Raw genomic sequence first — 18,678 nt, 5'->3', positions numbered from 1 at the left:
TTCAGTCGGTTAGAATACCTGCCTGTCACGCAGGGGGTCGCGGGTTCGAGTCCCGTCCGTTCCGCCACTTATTAAGACATTAAGCCTGCCCTCCCGGCAGGCTTAATGGCAAAAAACTTTAGGGGCGTAGCTCAGTTGGTAGAGCACCGGTCTCCAAAACCGGGTGTCGCGAGTTCGAGTCTCTCCGCCCCTGCCATATAGAATCCTTTGCTTCGGCAAAGGATTTTTTTTTGCCTGCAAAACGGCTGAAATCCCTTCTGAAGACTAAGCAGCCTGCGTCTCCGCAGGCTTTTGCGTTAATCCAGTATGCTGGTTTTTAACAGATCTTTTATCTGCGATTGCTTGTCGCTGTTTTGCAGCCAAATGGCATACAGCGGCCTGGAGAGCGTCGTCGAATCGGTAACAACATGGAGTGCAGATTTATTATCAGCCCAGCGAACAGGTAGCCACGTGCAACCCTTCAGTGCGGGAAGTTGCTGGCAGGCGATCTCCGCAGAGCTTGTCGTGAGCTGCGGGATATCATCGCTGGCAATTAACCCCGTCTCGTGCTGCTGAAAGTCAGGTCCCCATTCCAGGCGTAAATAATTAAGGTCGGCCTTCATCATTGCAGGCTCCGATGCATAGAGCGCCAGACTGAACTGCCCAACAATCTGGCTGCTAAATTCGTCCATCTTGGGGGCTTCTGTGGTGATCAGCAGATCCAGCTGACGTTCGTGGAGTTGCTTAACCAGCGACTGACGTTGCGCAATCCTCGCCTCAAATTGCAGATGATTATGTGTACGATATAGCCGCATAAGCCACTGGCTGAGCATGCATTCCCACAGTGATGCGCTGGCACCGATAGAGAATTCATTGTGCCGGGAGGTGTGCGCAACCTCCTTTCGCGCCGCCTGCCAGGTATTCATCAAGGTTTCTGCATACGGCAGCAGTTTTTCACCGGCTGGCGTTAAGCGGATATTGTTGCGATGACGGGTAAAAAGGTTCACACCCAGTTGATTTTCCAGTTGTCGAATACGAAAACTGACTGCTGACTGCGTCAGGTAGAGGGCTTCAGCTGCTCGCCCAAAGTGTCGCGTTCTGCTCACTTCAAGGAAAGTTTTTAGCAATTCCGTATCCACATCTTTCTCCACAAAATTATTTGTCGTTATGATTTAAATGTTTTGTTTTACACTCTGTCAAGCGTAACTAATACTCCGCGCCATAAATAGCTCGGCCAAAGAATTAGGAGCGTGTAGGATGGCGGAAAGCTTTACGACGACTAATCGTTTTTTCGACAATAAACATTATCCGCGCGGGTTCTCTCGTCACGGCGATTTCACTATCAAAGAAGCTCAACTTCTTGAGCGCCATGGTTACGCCTTCAACGAGCTGGATCTGGGTAAACGTGAACCGGCAACCGAAGATGAAAAACAGTTTGTCTCTGTTTGCCGCGGTGAGCGTGAGCCGCAGTCTGATGCAGAACGTGTATGGATCAAGTATATGGCTCGCATTAAGCGTCCTAAGCGTTTCCATACGCTGTCTGGCGGTAAGCCGCAGATGGAAGGTGCAGAAGACTACACCGAGTCTGACGATTAAGAAGAGAAGGGGCTACGGCCCCTTTTTTTACGCCAGCATTTTTTGCAGATGCAGCAGCAGTCGATCGATCGCACGGTAGCTTAATGCCTCCTGCAAATGTCGCCTCTCAATTCCGGGGCAGCCTTCTACGTCGGCGACGGTGCGCGCGACCTTCAACAAACGCTGCCACGCGCGAATGGATAGTCCAAACCGCGTCAGCGTCTCTTCCAGCCAGCCTGCATCTTCGGCATTAAGAGAACAAAACTGTCGGATCCCGGCGTTATCCAGCCGGGCATTCAGCCTGTTCTGTCGAGCATACTGCCGCGCCTGTGCTGCAATAACCCGTTCGCGTACCGCTGCTGAGCTTTCGCCTCTAATACCGCTTTGCCTCAACAGACCGGGCGGTGGCAGGGGGATCTCCAGAGATAAATCAAAACGGTCGAGAAAGGGCCCGGACAGCTTACTCAGATAGCGCAGCGTCTGCTCCGGCGTACAGCGGTTATGGTTTCCCTGATAATGGCCCGTTGGGCTAGGGTTCATCGCGGCGACCAGCTGAAACTGCGCAGGGTAGCTTATTTTGGCGCGTGTACGAGAGAGATGGATCTCGCCGGATTCAATGGGCTCCCGCAATGCATCCAGCACGCGCCGTTCAAACTCAGGCAGTTCATCCAGGAACAGAATGCCGTTGTGCGCCAGAGATATTTCACCCGGTCCGGGAATCGACCCTCCGCCCACCATCGCGGTAAGAGACGCACTGTGGTGCGGCGAGCGGAAAGGGCGGCGGCGCCACTGTTTATGCAACGACGTAGAACTGACCAGGCTAAATATCGCGGCGCTTTCCAGCGCTTCGTGATTATTGAGGGGTGGCAGGAGGCCGTTCAACCTGCTCGCCAGCATCGTTTTCCCCGTGCCCGGCGGACCTATCAGTAACAGGTTATGCCCGCCCGCGGCAGTGATCTCCAACGCCCGCTTCCCCTGGTCCTGCCCCATAATATCGCTGAGATCCTCAGTTGAATCTGGCGCCACCTCCTCCTTCTCCTGCGGTTCGGCAAGCTCGTGTCGGCCTTCCAGCCAGGCGCAAACCTCCTGCAAATGTCCCGCTATCAGGCACCCCTTTTCGGCGATAAGGCTTACTTCAGAGGCGTTTTCATTAGCTACAATGATTTGTCTTCCCGCACGTATGGCTTCAAGCGCACCCGATATTGCACCGGGAACGCCCCTTAACGCGCCTGTAAGCGCTAATTCACCCACGAACTCGCACGAGCTTAGCCCTGTCGTGTTGAGCTGTTCAGAAGCCGCGAGAAGCGCTATAGCAATAGGTAAATCATATCGCCCACCCTCCTTTGGCAAATCGGCGGGCGCCAGGTTGATGGTGATCTTCTTCGCGGGAAAAGCATAACCGCTATTGATAATGGCGCTGCGCACGCGATCCCTCGCCTCTTTAACGGTGGTTTCCGGTAAGCCGACCAGCGTCAATCCGGGCAGCCCATTGCTTAAATGAACCTCTACAGAGATGAGCGGTGCCTTCACTCCGATAGCCGCGCGTGTATAAACAACTGACAGTGACATAAGCCCTCCTTGGCGGTGACTATGCCAGTCTCGTGTTTTTCTGTTTAGCGTTGAATCGCTGATTTACGACGCGCGTTCCTGCCTTTTAGCAGCAAAATGTAAACGTTACATGCTGGCGGAAGCCGCCTCGCAAAAAAGAAATCATGCGCGCCCTGCCTGAAGAAACAGGAAAAAAAATGAAAAATCTTCATTTCTATTTTTTCCCTTTATAAAACAATGGTTTTTAAAGAAATAGTTCGCATGCTAAAGAAATGGGTCATAAAAAAATCTTGTGTCAGATGAAATAACTGTGGTAACTCTTTAGGTATTCCTTCGAACAAGATGCAAAAAGAACTGAAAATGACAGCCCTTCTACGAGTGATTAGCCTGGTCGTGATTAGCGTGGTGGTGATTATTATCCCACCGTGCGGGGCTGCACTTGGACGAGGAAAGGCTTAAGAATCAAGCCTTAACGAACTAAGACCCCCGCACCGAAAGGTCCGGGGGTTTTTTTATGACTAAAAAACTTAAATGAGGAGCAGAGAATGACGACTAGCACAAAATTCTGTTTCTCCAGATTTATGACGGGGAACTGACTATGAATGGGGCACAATGGGTAGTACATGCGTTGCGCGCGCAGGGAGTTGAAACCGTATTCGGTTATCCGGGTGGCGCAATTATGCCGATTTACGATGCACTGTATGACGGCGGCGTGGAACACCTGTTGTGCCGGCACGAGCAGGGCGCAGCGATGGCCGCCATCGGCTATGCCCGCGCGACCGGTAAAACCGGCGTCTGTATGGCAACCTCGGGTCCTGGCGCAACGAACCTGATTACCGGCCTGGCTGACGCACTGCTCGATTCCGTTCCCGTGGTGGCGATCACCGGCCAGGTGGCCTCACCGTTCATCGGCACCGATGCCTTCCAGGAAGTGGACGTGCTTGGTTTATCGCTGGCCTGTACTAAACACAGCTTCCTCGTTCAGTCCCTCGAAGAGCTGCCGCGCGTGATGGCCGAAGCGTTCGAGGTTGCCAGCTCTGGCCGTCCTGGCCCGGTTCTGGTGGATATCCCGAAAGATATCCAGGTTGCACCTGGCGATCTGGAGCCGCATTTCTCCACCGTGAAAAGCGACGATGCGTTTCCGCATGCAGACGTTGAAGAGGCGCGTCAGATGATGGCGCAGGCGAAGCAGCCGATGCTGTACGTCGGCGGCGGGGTGGGTATGGCGCAGGCTGTTCCGGCGCTTCGCGCGTTCATTTCGACCACGCAAATGCCCGCCACCTGCACCCTGAAAGGCCTGGGCGCAGTCGACGCGGACTACCCGTATTACCTCGGCATGCTGGGAATGCACGGTACTAAAGCGGCAAACCTGGCGGTGCAGGAGTGCGACTTGCTTATCGTCGCAGGCGCCCGTTTCGACGACCGCGTCACCGGCAAGCTGAATACCTTCGCGCCGAATGCCAAAGTGATTCATATGGATATCGATCCGGCGGAGATGAACAAACTGCGTCAGGCGCACGTGGCGTTGCAGGGCGATCTCAACGCGCTGTTACCGGCGCTGGAGCAGCCGCTGGATATCAACGCATGGCGTCAGCACACCGCAGACATGCGCGCTGAGCATGCCTGGCGTTACGATCACCCAGGCGATGCCATCTACGCGCCGCTGCTGTTGAAGCAGTTGTCCGACCGTAAACCCGCCGACAGCGTGGTGACGACGGATGTGGGCCAGCATCAGATGTGGTCAGCCCAGCACATGACCTACACTCGCCCGGAGAACTTCATCACCTCCAGCGGCTTAGGCACGATGGGCTTTGGCCTGCCGGCAGCCGTAGGTGCACAGGTGGCCCGCCCGAACGATACCGTTATCTGTATCTCCGGTGACGGCTCCTTCATGATGAACGTTCAGGAGCTCGGCACCGTGAAGCGCAAGCAGTTACCGCTGAAGATCGTGTTGCTCGATAACCAGCGTTTAGGGATGGTTCGCCAGTGGCAGCAGCTGTTCTTCCAGGAGCGTTACAGCGAGACAACCCTGACCGATAACCCCGATTTCCTCACCCTGGCCAGCGCCTTCGGCATTCCTGGCCAGCACATCACCCGTAAAGACCAGGTTGAAGCGGCACTCGACACCATGCTGTCAAGCGAAGGGCCATACCTGCTTCATGTCTCAATCGACGAGCTTGAGAATGTCTGGCCGTTGGTACCGCCCGGTGCCAGTAACTCACAAATGCTGGAGAAATTATCATGATGCAACATCAGGTCGCCGTGCAGGCTCGCTTCAACCCGGAAACGTTAGAACGCGTATTGCGCGTGGTCCGTCACCGTGGCTTTCAGATTTGCTCTATGAATATGGAAACGGCCACAGACGCGCAGAACATCAGTATCGAATTAACCGTTGCCAGCCCGCGGCCGGTCGACTTACTGTTTAGTCAGTTATCAAAGCTGGTAGACGTTGCCCATGTTGCCATCTGCCAGAGCACAACCACATCACAACAAATCCGCGCTTAAGCGTGACAGGACGAAAAAATGACGACAAAAAAAGCTGATTACATTTGGTTCAATGGGGAGATGGTTCGCTGGGAAGACGCGAAAGTTCACGTGATGTCCCACGCGCTGCACTACGGTACCTCCGTGTTTGAAGGCATCCGTTGCTACGATTCTCACAAAGGGCCAGTGGTGTTCCGCCATCGCGAACACATGCAGCGTCTGCATGACTCAGCCAAAATTTATCGTTTCCCGGTCTCTCAAAGCGTTGATGAGCTGATGGAAGCCTGCCGCGAAGTGATTCGCCAGAATAAACTGACCAGCGCCTATATTCGTCCGCTGGTCTTCGTGGGTGATGTGGGCATGGGCGTGAACCCGCCGGCCGGTTACAACACCGATGTGATCATTGCTGCGTTCCCGTGGGGCGCCTACCTGGGCGCAGAAGCACTGGATCAGGGGATCGACGCAATGGTTTCTTCCTGGAACCGCGTGGCGCCAAACACCATCCCGACCGCCGCTAAAGCGGGCGGTAACTACCTCTCCTCACTGCTGGTCGGCAGCGAAGCGCGCCGCCACGGCTATCAGGAAGGCATCGCCCTCGACGTGAACGGCTACATCTCAGAAGGCGCGGGCGAAAACCTGTTTGAAGTAAAAGACGGCATTCTGTTTACCCCGCCGTTCACCTCTTCCGCGCTGCCGGGCATCACCCGCGACGCCATCATCAAGCTGGCGAAAGATCTGGGTATCGAAGTGCGTGAGCAGGTGCTGTCCCGCGAATCCCTCTACCTGGCAGACGAAGTGTTCATGTCCGGTACCGCGGCTGAAATCACGCCGGTTCGCAGCGTCGACGGTATCCAGGTGGGTGAAGGCCGCTGTGGTCCGGTGACCAAACGCATCCAGCAAGCCTTCTTCGGCCTCTTCACCGGCGAAACAGAAGACAAATACGGCTGGTTGGATCAGGTTAATCACTAAATATAAATGTGGGACGGCACGCACCGTCCCATTAAATAGTCAGACGGGAGTCAATAAAGCATGCCTAAGTATCGTTCAGCCACCACCACCCACGGCCGTAACATGGCGGGTGCCCGCGCATTGTGGCGCGCCACCGGAATGACCGACGCCGATTTCGGCAAGCCAATTATCGCCGTGGTGAACTCCTTCACCCAGTTTGTACCGGGCCACGTGCATCTGCGCGATCTCGGTAAGCTGGTTGCCGAGCAAATCGAAGCCTCCGGCGGCGTGGCGAAAGAGTTCAACACCATTGCGGTGGATGACGGTATCGCAATGGGCCACGGGGGAATGCTCTATTCACTGCCGTCGCGCGAGCTGATCGCCGACTCGGTGGAGTATATGGTCAACGCCCATTGCGCCGATGCGATGGTCTGTATCTCCAACTGCGACAAAATCACCCCGGGGATGCTGATGGCCTCCCTGCGCCTGAACATTCCGGTGATCTTCGTCTCCGGTGGTCCGATGGAGGCGGGTAAAACCAAGCTCTCCGACAAAATCATCAAGCTCGACCTGGTCGATGCGATGATCCAGGGCGCAGACCCGAAAGTCTCTGACGAGCAGAGCGATCAGGTGGAACGCTCCGCGTGCCCGACCTGCGGCTCCTGTTCCGGCATGTTCACGGCCAACTCCATGAACTGCCTGACCGAAGCGCTGGGCCTTTCCCAGCCCGGCAACGGCTCGCTGCTGGCGACCCACGCCGACCGTAAGCAGCTGTTCCTCAACGCCGGTAAACGTATCGTTGAGCTGACCAAACGCTACTACGAGCAGGACGATGCCAGCGCGCTGCCGCGCAATATCGCCAGTAAAGCGGCGTTCGAAAACGCCATGACGCTGGATATCGCCATGGGCGGCTCCACCAACACCGTTCTGCACCTGCTGGCCGCCGCGCAGGAAGCCGAAATCGACTTCACCATGAGCGACATCGACAAGCTCTCCCGCAAAGTGCCGCAGCTGTGTAAAGTCGCGCCGAGTACTCAGAAGTACCACATGGAAGACGTGCACCGTGCGGGTGGCGTCATCGGTATCCTGGGCGAGCTGGATCGCGCCGGGCTGCTGAACCGCGACGTGAAAAACGTCCTCGGCCTGACGCTGCCGGAATCGCTGGATCAATACGATGTAATGCTGACCAAAGACGACGCGGTGAAAAAGATGTTCCGCGCCGGTCCGGCGGGTATTCGCACCACCCAGGCGTTCTCGCAGGATTGCCGCTGGGACACGCTGGATGACGACCGCGCTGAAGGCTGCATCCGCTCGCTGGAGCACGCCTACAGCAAAGACGGTGGTCTGGCCGTGCTGTACGGTAACTTTGCGGAAAACGGCTGCATCGTGAAAACCGCAGGTGTGGACGACAGTATCCTGAAATTCACCGGTCCGGCGAAAGTGTACGAAAGCCAGGACGAGGCGGTAGAAGCTATCCTCGGCGGCAAAGTGGTGGAAGGCGACGTGGTTGTCATTCGCTACGAAGGGCCGAAAGGCGGTCCGGGCATGCAGGAGATGCTCTACCCGACCACCTTCCTGAAATCGATGGGCCTCGGTAAAGCCTGCGCGCTGATCACCGACGGCCGTTTCTCCGGCGGCACGTCTGGTCTCTCCATCGGCCACGTCTCCCCGGAAGCGGCAAGCGGCGGCAACATCGCGATCATCGAAGATGGCGACCTGATCGAAATCGACATTCCGAATCGCGGCATTCAGCTGAAGCTGAGCGACCAGGAGATTGCGGCCCGTCGTGAAGCGCAGGAAGCGCGCGGCGACAAAGCCTGGACGCCGAAAGATCGCCAGCGTGAAGTCTCCTTCGCCCTGCGCGCCTACGCGAGCCTTGCAACCAGTGCAGATAAAGGCGCGGTGCGCGATAAATCTAAACTTGGGGGCTAATGATGGCCGAATCACAACCCTTATCCGCCGCTCCTGAGGGGGCGGAATATCTGAGAGCGGTGCTACGCGCGCCGGTCTATGAAGCCGTGCAGGTCACGCCCCTGCAAAAAATGGAAAAACTCTCCTCGCGCCTCGACAACGTCATTCTGGTGAAGCGCGAAGACCGCCAGCCGGTGCACAGCTTTAAGCTGCGCGGTGCCTACGCGATGATGGCGGGGCTGACGGACGAGCAGAAAGCGCGCGGCGTCATTACCGCGTCGGCGGGCAACCACGCGCAGGGCGTGGCGTTCTCCTCGGCCCGTTTAGGGCTGAAGGCGCTGATCGTGATGCCGGTTGCCACCGCGGATATCAAAGTCGACGCGGTGCGCGGTTTTGGCGGGGAAGTGCTGCTCCACGGCGCGAACTTTGACGAAGCCAAAGCCAAAGCGATTGAGCTGGCGCAGCAGCAGGGCTTCACCTGGGTGCCGCCGTTCGACCACCCGATGGTGATTGCCGGGCAGGGCACGCTGGCGCTTGAGCTGTTGCAGCAGGATGCCCATCTCGACCGCGTCTTCGTCCCGGTGGGCGGCGGCGGGCTGGCGGCAGGCGTGGCGGTGCTGATCAAACAGCTAATGCCGCAGATCAAGGTGATTGCAGTTGAAGCGGAAGACTCTGCCTGCCTGAAGGCGGCGCTGGACGCCGGACATCCGGTGGATCTGCCGCGCGTCGGGCTGTTTGCCGAGGGCGTGGCGGTGAAGCGCATTGGCGATGAAACGTTCCGTCTGTGCCAGGAGTATCTGGACGATATCGTCACCGTCGACAGCGACGCCATCTGCGCGGCAATGAAAGATCTGTTCGAAGATGTACGTGCGGTGGCGGAGCCGTCCGGCGCGCTGGCGCTGGCGGGGATGAAAAAATACATCGCCCAGCACCACGTCCGCGGCGAGCGTCTGGCGCACGTGCTGTCGGGTGCCAACGTCAACTTCCATGGTCTGCGCTACGTTTCCGAGCGCTGCGAGCTGGGCGAACAGCGTGAAGCGCTGCTGGCGGTGACCATCCCGGAAGAGAAGGGCAGCTTCCTGAAGTTCTGCCAGCTGCTGGGCGGTCGTTCGGTAACGGAGTTCAACTACCGCTTTGCGGATGCGAAAGATGCCTGCATTTTTGTCGGCGTGCGTCTGAGCCGTGGCGTGGAGGAGCGTAAAGAGATCCTCAGCCTGCTGCATGAAGGCGGCTACAGCGTGGTCGATCTCTCCGACGATGAAATGGCGAAGCTGCACGTGCGCTATATGGTCGGCGGGCGTCCCTCGAAACCGCTCCAGGAACGCCTGTTCAGCTTCGAGTTCCCGGAATCACCGGGCGCGCTGCTCAAGTTCCTGCACACGCTGGGCACGCACTGGAACATCTCCCTGTTCCACTACCGTAGCCACGGCACCGACTATGGCCGCGTGCTGGCGGCGTTCGAGCTGGGCGAGCACGAGCCGGATTTCGAAACGCGCCTGAACGAGCTGGGCTATGAGTGCCATGACGAAACCCACAACCCGGCGTTCAGGTTCTTTCTGGCAGGCTAGTGGTTCGGCAATATCTTCCAGAACGCATCAATAAGCGGCTCATGCAGCCGCTTTTTTTGCGCACATACGCCAAGCTCAAACGGCGTTTTTTCGTCGCTGCGCTCCAGAATCATCACGCGGTTGCGCACCGGCTCCGGGCTGTTTTCCAGCACCACTTCCGGCAGCAGCGCCACGCCGCAGCCGAGCGCTACCATTGAGACCATCGCCTCATGTCCGCCCACCGTGGCGTAAATCGACGGGTTGCTGATCTTCTGGCGGCGGAACCACAGCTCAATGCGGCGGCGCACCGGGCCCTGATCGGCCATGATAAACGGCACCGTGGACCAGTCCGGTTTCTCAACAGATATCTGATTACGCACCGGGCAGGGCAGCGCCGGAGCAATCAGCACCACCGCCAGATTCTCCAGCATCGAGAACGCCACCGCGCCCGGCAGCGTTTCGGGCTTCCCGGCAATGGCCAGATCCGCTTCGCCCGTCACCACTTTTTCCATGGCGTCGGCGGCATCGCCGGTAGTGAGTTTAATTTCAACCGACGGATGCTCCGCGCGGAAGCGGTCAAGAATGGGAGGAAGATGGCTATAGGCTGCCGTTACGGAGCAGAAAATATGGAGTTCACCAGAGAGCGACGGCCCCTTCTGGTCGATGGTGTGCCGCAGCTGCTGGTATTGCAACAAGGTTTGCTGGGCAAAAACCCGTAGCTCTTCGCCCGCTTCCGTAAGGGTAACGGTACGGTTATCGCGCACGAAAAGCGGCTGGCCGAGGTCTTCCTCAAGGCGCTGGATCTGGCGCGAAAGCGTGGAGGGGCTGACGTGCATCGCCCGGGCGCTGCGGCCAAAGTGACGGCTTTCCGCCAGGTGCAGGAACATTTTTAGATCGCGTAAATCCACCGATTCCACTCCCTCTTTTTTCATTGCAAAAACTGCAATGTGATGTTGTGAATATATCAATTTCCGCAATAAATTTCCTGTTGTAATGTGGGTACATTCTCGCTGAAACGCGAACCGAACAATAAGACACACAACATCACGAGGTATCACCCATGGCTAACTACTTTAATACACTGAACTTGCGCCAGCAGCTGGCGCAGCTGGGCAAATGCCGCTTCATGGCGCGCGATGAATTTGCCGATGGCGCGAGCTACCTTCAGGGTAAAAAAGTGGTCATCGTCGGCTGTGGCGCACAGGGCCTGAACCAGGGCCTGAACATGCGTGACTCCGGACTGGATATCTCCTACGCCCTGCGTAAAGAAGCGATCGCTGAAAAGCGTGCTTCCTGGCGCAAAGCGACCGAAAACGGCTTTAAGGTGGGTACCTACGAAGAGCTGATCCCGCAGGCGGATCTGGTGGTGAACCTGACGCCGGACAAGCAGCACTCTGACGTTGTGCGTTCTGTACAGCCGCTGATGAAAGACGGCGCCGCGCTGGGTTACTCCCACGGCTTTAACATCGTTGAAGTGGGCGAGCAGATCCGTAAAGACATCACCGTAGTGATGGTGGCGCCGAAGTGCCCGGGTACGGAAGTGCGTGAAGAGTACAAGCGTGGTTTTGGCGTACCGACGCTTATCGCAGTTCACCCGGAAAACGATCCGAAAGGCGAAGGCATGGCGATTGCCAAAGCCTGGGCTGCGGCCACCGGCGGCCACCGTGCGGGCGTGCTGGAATCTTCCTTCGTTGCGGAAGTGAAATCTGACCTGATGGGCGAGCAGACCATTCTGTGCGGCATGCTCCAGGCCGGCTCTCTGCTGTGCTTCGACAAGCTGGTGGAAGAAGGTACCGATCCGGCCTACGCAGAAAAACTGATTCAGTTCGGCTGGGAAACCATCACCGAAGCGCTGAAGCAGGGCGGCATTACGCTGATGATGGACCGTCTGTCCAACCCGGCAAAACTGCGCGCGTTCGCACTCTCTGAACAGCTGAAAACCATCATGGCGCCGCTGTTCCAGAAACACATGGACGACATCATCTCCGGCGAGTTCTCTTCCGGCATGATGGCGGACTGGGCGAATGACGACAAAAAACTGCTGACCTGGCGCGAAGAGACCGGTAAAACCGCGTTCGAAACCGCACCGCAGTACGATGGCAAAATCACTGAGCAGGAGTACTTCGACAAAGGCGTACTGATGATCGCGATGGTGAAAGCAGGCGTTGAGCTGGCGTTCGAAACCATGGTGGATTCCGGCATCATCGAAGAGTCGGCGTACTATGAATCACTGCACGAACTGCCGCTGATTGCGAACACTATCGCCCGTAAGCGTCTGTACGAAATGAACGTGGTGATCTCCGATACCGCCGAGTACGGTAACTACCTGTTCTCTTACGCATGCGTGCCGCTGCTGAAAGAGTTCATGACCACCCTGCAAGCAGGCGATCTGGGCAAAGCGATTGCGGAAGGTGCGGTTGATAACGCGCAGCTGCGTGACGTAAACGAAGCGATTCGCAGCCATGAAATCGAGAAAGTGGGCCAGAAACTGCGCGGCTACATGACCGATATGAAACGCATCGCGGTAGCAGGCTAAATACGACGAATCGGGTGGCGCAAGCCACCCGAAGTGTTTCAGCTACGCAGTATCGCGCCGGGATATCCCAGCTGGCGCCACGCCTCATACACCACCACCGACACCGCATTCGACAGGTTCATGCTGCGGCTATCCGGCATCATCGGAATACGAATTTTTTGCTCGGCTGGCAGGGCATCCAGAATGGTGGCCGGCAGGCCTCGGGTTTCCGGACCAAACATCAGATAATCCCCGTCCTGATAGCTTACGGCGCTGTGCGCTGGCGTACCTTTGGTGGTCAGGGCGAACATGCGCTGCGGCTTCTCGGCGTCCAGAAACGCGGCGTAATCGTGATGACGAACGACGGCAGTAAACTCATGGTAGTCCAGCCCCGCGCGGCGCAGGCGTTTGTCGTCCCACGTGAAGCCCATCGGCTCAATGATGTGCAGACGAAAACCGGTGTTGGCGCACAGGCGGATGATATTGCCGGTATTGGGTGGGATTTCTGGTTCGAATAAGACGATGTTAAGCATGCTGCCCCCTTAATTGCGGGGGGCAGAATAGCAGAAAAGAGAGGGACTACGCGACGCCCGGTTCCTGTATACGGCAACGTAGCATTTTGTAGCAGGTCGCCGCCGCAGCCACCAGAGCGGGCACGCTGAGGATCATTAAAATACTGTCTGCCTGCCACTGCATGGAAAGAAGCTGGGCGCTGGTCATGGTACCCGCCACGCCACCGAAGCGGCCGATCCCCTGCATCCAGGCGATACCCGTCGCGCGGCACTCGGTAGGGTAAAAGGTAGCGGCCAAAGTTTGCATGCCTGACTGCGCGCCGTTCATCGCGATCCCCATCAGGAATATCAGCCCGCCAAACATGACGATATGGTTATGCTCAATGCCCAGTAAAAGAATAAGGCCCATCGTCAATACGAAACCACCCGCGACCACCTTATGCGCTTCCCAGCGGTCCATCATCCAGCCCGCGAGCAGAATGCCTGCGGTGCCGCCGAAGGTAAACAGGGAGGTCAGCCAGGCGGACTCCACCAGCGCATAGCCCATCCCCTGCATCAGCGTCGGCATCCAGCTAAGCAGGACGTAGTAAATGACCAGCCCCATAAAATAGGTGACCCACAGCATCAGGGTGCCGGGTAGCCAGGGCATGGAAAAAAGCTGCGCCACGCTCCCTTTTTTAGACGCCACCTTTTCTTCTGCCAGGAAAAAGCCCGTGACGCTATCGAGCGTGCTGCGGGCGAACCGGCTGGCGATGCGGCGAACCTGCGCGATGTCTTTCCCGCGCTGCACCAGAAACTTCACCGATTCCGGCAGCAGCAGCGCCAGCAGCACGGTTAAAATCAGCGGCGCAATCGCGCCGGTGAGCAGTACGCTTCGCCAGCCGTGGTGAGGGATAAGCCAGGAAGAGATCGCCCCGCCGCCCGCCGCACCCAGCGGAAAGCCGCAGTACATGGTATTGATCGCCATAGCGCGGCAGCGCTGAGGAGCAAACTCCGAGATCAGCGTGATGGCGTTAGGCATTGCAGCACCCAGCCCGAGGCCCGTCAGAAATCGCCACAGCGTCAGCGTATTCAGGCTTTGCGCCCAGGCCGTACCCAGGCTCGCCAGGCCGAAGAACAGACACGAAAAGACCAGCACGCGCTTGCGCCCCATGCGGTCCGATACCGGACCTGCAATAAGGGCCCCCAGCGACAGCCCCAGCAGCGCTGCACTCAGCACCGGCCCCAGATCCTGTTTATCTATTCCCCACTCCGCCGACAGCGTAGGCGCAATGTAACCCATCGCTGCGGTATCGAACCCATCGATCGCCAGCACCAGAAAGCCCAGCACAATAAGAAGCCAGTGAAACCCTGAAAAGGGACTTTCATCGATCACCTGCTGAATATCCACCCGACCTGAATACGTCATATGCGCCTCTCCGATGTGATGTTGTTTTTGTGTTCTTGTATTTGCTTGTCTATACAATTGCGGAGGGGCAGGGTGTGTCAAATTTTCTTATCCAGAATGTTACGTAGGTGTTATTTTCGACAAAAAAAAGCGCCCGAGGGGAAAACCGGGCGCAGGGAAAAGGTGGGGTAACGGGAGAAGATCAGGCCGCGTCGCCATGTGACAGCGGAGCCAGCGCCGCCGGTAGTTTACTCAGCTCCTGTACCAGCGAATCCTTACTGATTTCGCTAATCGACTTCGCACCGGTCAGGGTCATCGCCACCTTCATCTCTTTCTCGATCAGGTTCAGCAGGTTCGCCACGCCCGCCTGACCGCTGGTGGCCAGGGCATAGAGGTACGCGCGGCCCAGCAGCACGCTGTCTGCGCCCAGCGCAATCATGCGCACCACGTCCAGCCCGTTACGAATACCGCTGTCAGCCAGGATCGCAATATCGCCCTTCACCGCATCGGCAATGGCGGGCAGCGCGCGGGCGGAAGAGAGCACCCCGTCGAGCTGGCGTCCGCCGTGGTTAGAAACGACGATCCCGTCGGCGCCGAAACGCACCGCGTCGCGGGCATCTTCCGGATCGAGGATCCCTTTGATCACCATCGGGCCATCCCAGAATTCGCGGATCCACTCCAGGTCCTTCCACGAGATCGACGGATCGAAGTTATTCGCCAGCCAGCCGATGTAATCTTCCAGCCCGGTCGGTTTACCCAGGTAGGCCGAAATATTGCCCAGATCGTGCGGACGGCCGTTCAGTCCCACATCCCACGCCCACTGCGGATGCGTCACCGCCTGCCAGTAGCGGCGCATCGCGGCGTTCGGGCCGCTCATGCCGGAGTGGGCGTCGCGGTAGCGGGCGCCGGGCGTGGGCATATCGACGGTAAAGACCAGCGTTGAGCAGCCCGCCGCTTTGGCGCGCTCCAGCGCGTTACGCATAAAGCCGCGATCGCGCAGGACGTACAGCTGGAACCACATCGGGCGCTTGAGGGTCGGCGCGACCTCTTCAATCGGGCAGACGGACACGGTAGACAGGGTAAACGGAATGCCTTTGGCATCCGCTGCGGCAGCAGCCTGCACTTCGCCCCGTCGGGCGTACATGCCGCATAAGCCAACGGGCGCAAGCGCCACTGGCATGGAGAGCGTTTCGTTAAACAGCTTTGTCTCAAGGCTCAGGTCAGACATATTCTTCAGCACACGCTGGCGCAGGGCCACCTCAGAGAGATCCTCCACGTTGCGGCGCAGGGTATATTCGGCGTAAGCCCCGCCGTCAATGTAGTGGAACAGGAACGGCGGCAAAATGCGCTGCGCCGCGGCGCGATAGTCACTGGCTGCTGAAATAATCATGCTTTGTTCTCCCTGGAAATATCACTCTCGCCAGGCAGACGGGTAATACGCGCCTGTCGGGCCTGATCTTCATCGAATCGTTTAATGGTGGTGTGCACGAACCCGAGATGCGCCATCATCGCTTTACGCGCGGCCTCGGCATCGCCGGCAAGAATGGCGTTGAGCACGGCTTCATGCTGTTCGGTCAGCTGAGCGAAGACCGGCGGGACCAGATACATGCGCTGGCGGCTCTGCTTCACGGAGGATTGCAGCAGGTCAAAGAACCCGCGCATGGTTTGCAGCAGCACGACGTTATGGGACGCCTCGGCAATCGCCAGATGAAAACGCACGTCGGCCTGCGAGGCGATATCCGGGTCGCTGCTTTGCGTGGCGTCAAAACAGGCTTTGAGCTTCTCTTTGTCGGCGTCGGTCGCCCGCATCGCCGCGTGCCACGCGGTGCTGGTTTCGATGGCGTGACGCGCTTCGAGGATGTCAAAGCTGTAGTCCGGGTCGTTTTCCATCAGCGTTTTCAGCGGCTGAACGATGTTTTGTTCGGACCAGTCATCATGCTGCCAGCGCACAAAAGTGCCGCCGCCGCGACGGCTCAGCAGCACACCTTCGCTGACCAGTGTTGCCAGCGCTTCGCGCAGTGAATTGCGCGACACGCCAAGCTGGGCGGCAAGCTGGCGTTCGGCGGGCAATCTCATGCCCGCCTCAAGCTGTTGTTCTTCAATCAGCGCCCGCACGCGAGTGGCAATCTCGTCGGACAGGCGTCTGGGCATCACAATCATGGAATCATCCAGGTTAAGACATAGGCCTGCAATGTGGTGATTACGCCCACCATGCAGGTAAATATCAGGCTGTGTTTAACGGTAAAGCGGAACAGATCCGACTCTTTGCCTACCAGTCCCACCGCGGCACAGGCAATGGCGATGGACTGCGGCGAGATCATCTTCCCGGTTACGCCGCCCGTCGTGTTTGCTGCCACAAGCAGGACGTCAGAAACGCCAATCTGCTGTGCGGCCGTGGCCTGTAAGGCGGCAAACAGGGCGTTAGACGACGTATCGGAACCGGTCAGGAACACTCCCAGCCAGCCGAGGAACGGCGAGAAGAAGGTGAATGCGTGGCCGGTGTGCGCCAGCGCTAACGCCAGCGTCGACGACAGGCCGGAGTAGTTCGAGATAAACGCGAACGCCAGCACCATGCCGATGGAGTAGATCGGCAGCATCAGCTCTTTAATCGTTGCCGCAAAAGTCTGCACCGCGGCGGCAGGCTTCATGCGCAGCCACACCACGGAAAGGATAGCCGCAAACAGGATGGCCGTGCCGGTGGCGGAGAACCAGTCAAACTTAAACACGGCCGCATACGGCGTGGCGTCGTGCACCACCGGCGGCATACGGGCGACCATCTTGTCGAGGAACGGCACGGAGATGTTAATCACCATGTCGTACAGCGCGCCACCCGGGGCGAACAGTGCCTTAAACGGCGGTATGCTCCACAGCGTCACGGTGGCGGTCAGGAACAGGAACGGCGACCACGCGCGGACGATCTGCCCGGCGGTATAGCCGGTGCGGGCGAGGGTCTGATCCACGTGCGATGCGCCCATGTCCGCAAAGCGGAAGATACGTACCGGCTGCCAGCGCTTCAGGAACAGCGTCAGACAGACCAGCGACACCAGGGAAGAGATGATGTCCGGCAGTTCCGGGCCGAGGAAGTTTGAGCTGAGGTACTGGGCAATCGCGAACGAACCGCCCGCCACCATCACCGCAGGCCAGGTCTCCTTCACGCCGCGCCAGCCGTCCATAATCGCCATGATCCAGAACAGTACGATAATGGTCAGGAACGGCAGCTGACGGCCCACCATCTGGCCGATCTCGAAGCTGTCCAGCCCGGTCACCTGACCTGCCACCAGAATCGGAATGCCCATCGCGCCAAACGCCACCGGCGCAGTGTTCACAATCAGGCACAGGCCAGCGGCATACAGCGGGTTAAAGCCCAACCCGACCAGCAGCGCGGCGGTAATCGCTACCGGCGCGCCGAATCCTGCCGCGCCTTCAAGGAACGCCCCGAAGGAGAAGCCGACTATCAGCATCTGCAAACGCTGGTCCGGGGTAATAGAGAGGATCGACGAACGAATAATGTCGAACTGCCCGGTTTTGACCGAGATTTTGTAGACAAAGACCGCGGCGATGATGATCCACGCAATCGGCCACAGGCCGTAGAAGAAACCATACACCACGGAGGCCAGCGCGCGATCGACCGGCATTTTGTAGAAGAACAGCGCCACCAGCAGGGCGATGGCAACGGTATACGTCGCCGCAAGGTAGCCCTTCAGCTTGAGCTTAATCAGCGCAAAGAAGAAGAACAGGATCGGTAGCGATGCGATCAGGCTCGACAGCCAGATATTCCCGGCTGGGTCATAGTTTTGTTGCCAGAGGCTCATGCAGGTCTCCTGAGGACCACACAGCCTGGGTTGCGGGTGAGTCTCCGCTCAACTCTGCGTCACAGTCTGCGTAAAAGTGGTCCATCCAATTTTGTGTTGTAGGGGTTATGGCAATAAATGGTTAATCAAGTGTTGCTTTTCAGCAATGATTTTGTGAAGTGGAGCAGTAAAACTGTGAACGGTGGTTCGCTTTAAAGCGAATTGGTAGGACCAAAAGGTCTGCGCCGTCCGTCCGTTTGCGGCGCGGGCCGTAGCAGCGGGCTGAACATCTTTTCATCAATCGGAGCGGATGGGGCGTGTTAAAGACGATAATAAAAAAGCGTCAATGCGGAACTTAGGTTAACGGCGAGATATATTTTTGTTTATATTAAGTGTGTAATTGATGTTTAACGTGTAGATAAAATGGCGTATTTCAGAGAATTATAAATTTTTTTTAGGTAAAAATGCGAAATCCAATATG

Annotated in this window: 17 protein-coding genes and 1 tRNA gene; 10 read left to right on the top strand and 8 right to left on the bottom strand. The window is 57.7% G+C overall.

Features of this window, described 5'->3' with window-relative positions:
• The first annotated feature begins 120 nt into the window (after positions 1-120).
• Positions 121-196: transfer RNA gene (locus IM300_RS22195), tRNA-Trp, on the top strand.
• A 100-nt stretch (positions 197-296) separates the two neighbouring features.
• On the opposite strand, the gene hdfR is transcribed toward IM300_RS22195, so the two are convergent.
• Positions 297-1,118 carry an HTH-type transcriptional regulator HdfR gene (gene hdfR / locus IM300_RS22190; RefSeq protein ID WP_063449988.1) on the bottom strand — a complete coding sequence of 274 codons (822 nt, stop codon included), beginning with the start codon at positions 1,116-1,118 and terminating at the stop codon, positions 297-299.
• Positions 1,119-1,236: 118 nt separating this feature from the next.
• Here hdfR and IM300_RS22185 point away from each other — a divergent pair, with 118 nt between their 5' ends.
• Positions 1,237-1,575: a DUF413 domain-containing protein gene (locus IM300_RS22185; protein WP_006808641.1), complete on the top strand. Its 339-nt coding sequence runs from the start codon at positions 1,237-1,239 to the stop codon at positions 1,573-1,575.
• A 27-nt stretch (positions 1,576-1,602) separates the two neighbouring features.
• On the opposite strand, the gene IM300_RS22180 is transcribed toward IM300_RS22185, so the two are convergent.
• Positions 1,603-3,123, bottom strand: coding sequence for a YifB family Mg chelatase-like AAA ATPase (locus IM300_RS22180; RefSeq protein ID WP_193038323.1), 1,521 nt, complete (start codon positions 3,121-3,123; stop codon positions 1,603-1,605).
• A gap of 339 nt (positions 3,124-3,462) precedes the next feature.
• Here IM300_RS22180 and ilvL point away from each other — a divergent pair, with 339 nt between their 5' ends.
• The 7 genes from ilvL (at position 3,463) to ilvA (ending at position 10,013) form a co-directional block, all read left to right on the top strand.
• Positions 3,463-3,561, top strand: a complete 99-nt coding sequence (ilvL, locus tag IM300_RS22175) for an ilv operon leader peptide (protein ID WP_001311244.1) — start codon at positions 3,463-3,465, stop codon at positions 3,559-3,561.
• A gap of 86 nt (positions 3,562-3,647) precedes the next feature.
• Positions 3,648-3,698, top strand: coding sequence for a peptide IlvX (ilvX, locus tag IM300_RS22170; RefSeq protein ID WP_166792073.1), 51 nt, complete (start codon positions 3,648-3,650; stop codon positions 3,696-3,698).
• 2 nt (positions 3,699-3,700) lie between these two features.
• Positions 3,701-5,347, top strand: coding sequence for an acetolactate synthase 2 catalytic subunit (ilvG, locus tag IM300_RS22165; protein ID WP_193038322.1), 1,647 nt, complete (start codon positions 3,701-3,703; stop codon positions 5,345-5,347).
• Positions 5,344-5,607, top strand: coding sequence for an acetolactate synthase 2 small subunit (gene ilvM / locus IM300_RS22160; protein ID WP_003860184.1), 264 nt, complete (start codon positions 5,344-5,346; stop codon positions 5,605-5,607). The genes ilvG and ilvM overlap by 4 nt, the downstream gene beginning before the upstream one ends.
• A gap of 18 nt (positions 5,608-5,625) precedes the next feature.
• Positions 5,626-6,555, top strand: a complete 930-nt coding sequence (ilvE, locus tag IM300_RS22155; RefSeq protein ID WP_003860182.1) for a branched-chain-amino-acid transaminase — start codon at positions 5,626-5,628, stop codon at positions 6,553-6,555.
• Positions 6,556-6,615: 60 nt separating this feature from the next.
• On the top strand, positions 6,616-8,466 hold the full coding sequence (gene ilvD / locus IM300_RS22150; RefSeq protein ID WP_028014820.1) for a dihydroxy-acid dehydratase: 1,851 nt from the start codon (positions 6,616-6,618) through the stop codon (positions 8,464-8,466).
• 2 nt (positions 8,467-8,468) lie between these two features.
• Entirely contained in the window at positions 8,469-10,013 is a 1,545-nt protein-coding gene (gene ilvA / locus IM300_RS22145) for a threonine ammonia-lyase, biosynthetic (RefSeq protein WP_107535636.1), read from the top strand.
• Here ilvA and ilvY read toward each other — a convergent pair.
• On the bottom strand, positions 10,010-10,900 hold the full coding sequence (gene ilvY / locus IM300_RS22140) for an HTH-type transcriptional activator IlvY (protein WP_193038321.1): 891 nt from the start codon (positions 10,898-10,900) through the stop codon (positions 10,010-10,012). The two genes, ilvA and ilvY, sit on opposite strands and share 4 nt — an antisense overlap.
• A 152-nt stretch (positions 10,901-11,052) precedes the next feature.
• On the opposite strand from ilvY, the gene ilvC reads away from it, so the two are divergent.
• The gene (gene ilvC, locus IM300_RS22135) at positions 11,053-12,528 is read left to right on the top strand and encodes a ketol-acid reductoisomerase (protein WP_063865878.1); all 1,476 of its coding nucleotides are present in this window, start codon (positions 11,053-11,055) and stop codon (positions 12,526-12,528) included.
• 38 nt (positions 12,529-12,566) lie between these two features.
• Here ilvC and trmL read toward each other — a convergent pair whose 3' ends face one another.
• The 5 genes from trmL to lldP all read right to left on the bottom strand — a co-directional run bounded on the left by trmL (position 12,567) and on the right by lldP (position 18,218).
• Complete coding sequence (gene trmL / locus IM300_RS22130) at positions 12,567-13,040, bottom strand: tRNA (uridine(34)/cytosine(34)/5-carboxymethylaminomethyluridine(34)-2'-O)-methyltransferase TrmL (protein WP_022649772.1); 474 nt, start codon at positions 13,038-13,040, stop codon at positions 12,567-12,569.
• A 46-nt stretch (positions 13,041-13,086) separates the two neighbouring features.
• Positions 13,087-14,427, bottom strand: a complete 1,341-nt coding sequence (locus IM300_RS22125; protein ID WP_193038320.1) for an aromatic acid/H+ symport family MFS transporter — start codon at positions 14,425-14,427, stop codon at positions 13,087-13,089.
• A 181-nt stretch (positions 14,428-14,608) separates the two neighbouring features.
• Positions 14,609-15,796, bottom strand: coding sequence for an FMN-dependent L-lactate dehydrogenase LldD (gene lldD, locus IM300_RS22120; protein WP_063865875.1), 1,188 nt, complete (start codon positions 15,794-15,796; stop codon positions 14,609-14,611).
• Entirely contained in the window at positions 15,793-16,566 is a 774-nt protein-coding gene (gene lldR / locus IM300_RS22115) for a transcriptional regulator LldR (RefSeq protein WP_063865871.1), read from the bottom strand. The genes lldD and lldR overlap by 4 nt, the downstream gene beginning before the upstream one ends.
• Positions 16,563-18,218: an L-lactate permease gene (lldP, locus tag IM300_RS22110; RefSeq protein WP_003860175.1), complete on the bottom strand. Its 1,656-nt coding sequence runs from the start codon at positions 18,216-18,218 to the stop codon at positions 16,563-16,565. Before lldP ends, lldR begins: the two co-directional genes overlap by 4 nt.
• Positions 18,219-18,678 lie beyond the last annotated feature (460 nt).

The organism is Enterobacter cloacae complex sp. I2 (genome assembly GCF_014896205.1).
Taxonomy (GTDB): domain Bacteria; phylum Pseudomonadota; class Gammaproteobacteria; order Enterobacterales; family Enterobacteriaceae; genus Enterobacter; species Enterobacter quasihormaechei.
Note: the sequence above shows the minus strand (reverse complement) of the source record. Positions and strands in the feature narration are given on the sequence as shown.